Raw genomic sequence first — 848 nt, forward strand, 5'->3', positions numbered from 1 at the left:
GGCTCGGCCCGCGACGCCGCCGAGGCGCTGGTGCGCGCCGCGCTGGCCGCCGGCGGGCGCGACAACGCGACCGCGCTGGTGTTGCGGGTGCGCGGCCTGGCCGACGGCGAGCTGAACGACGCGCTGCGCCGCGGCCGCAACCTGCCGGTGCCGCCGCGGTTGAAGGTGGGCGACCGGCTCGACGGCTTCACGATCACCGCGCGCGTCGCCGACAACGGGGTGCACTGCCTGTACCAGGCCCGCAGTGATGAAGCCGGTGAACCGCTGGTCGCGCTGAAGACGCTGCACCTGTCGCGCGCCAATGACCCGCAGGAGCGCGCGATGCTGGCGCACGAGGCCTGGCTCGCGTCGCGCGTGGGGAGCGCTGACGGTTTCGTGCGATTGCGCGAACTGCGCGAACCGACCGCCTTCTACGTCGCCTACGACTGGCATGCCGGCCGCACGCTGGAGCAGCTGCTGGCGGCCGGCGAGCGCGCCAGCGTCGGCGATGCGGTCGATGCGGCGATCGCGATCACCGGCGCACTCGCGCGCCTGCACCGGCTGGGCGTCGTGCACCGCGACGTGAAGCCCGCCAACCTGCACCGCGGCGACGACGGCCGCTGGCGCCTGCTCGACCTCGGCGTCGCGGTCTCGGGCCGCGAGCCGCGCGTGCTGCGCAGCCTGCATGCCGGCACGCCCAGCTACATGAACCCCGAGCAGTGGGCGAGCGACGACAACGCGGCCGGCGAGGCGGCCAACGCACGCAGCGACCTGTTCGCGCTCGGCGTCACGCTGTACCAGTGGCTGACCGGCCGGCTGCCGTACGGCGAGGTGCAGCCCTACCAGCGCGGGCGCTTCCGCAGCGATCC

At 74.8% G+C, this 848-nt stretch carries 1 protein-coding gene; it reads left to right on the plus strand.

The features are described 5' to 3' along the window. Positions 1-848: serine/threonine-protein kinase (locus tag AC1D15_RS35020; RefSeq protein WP_477829702.1), on the plus strand; the 848-nt coding region annotated here is incomplete at both ends.

The organism is Rhizobacter sp. P2_H2, assembly GCF_056403375.1.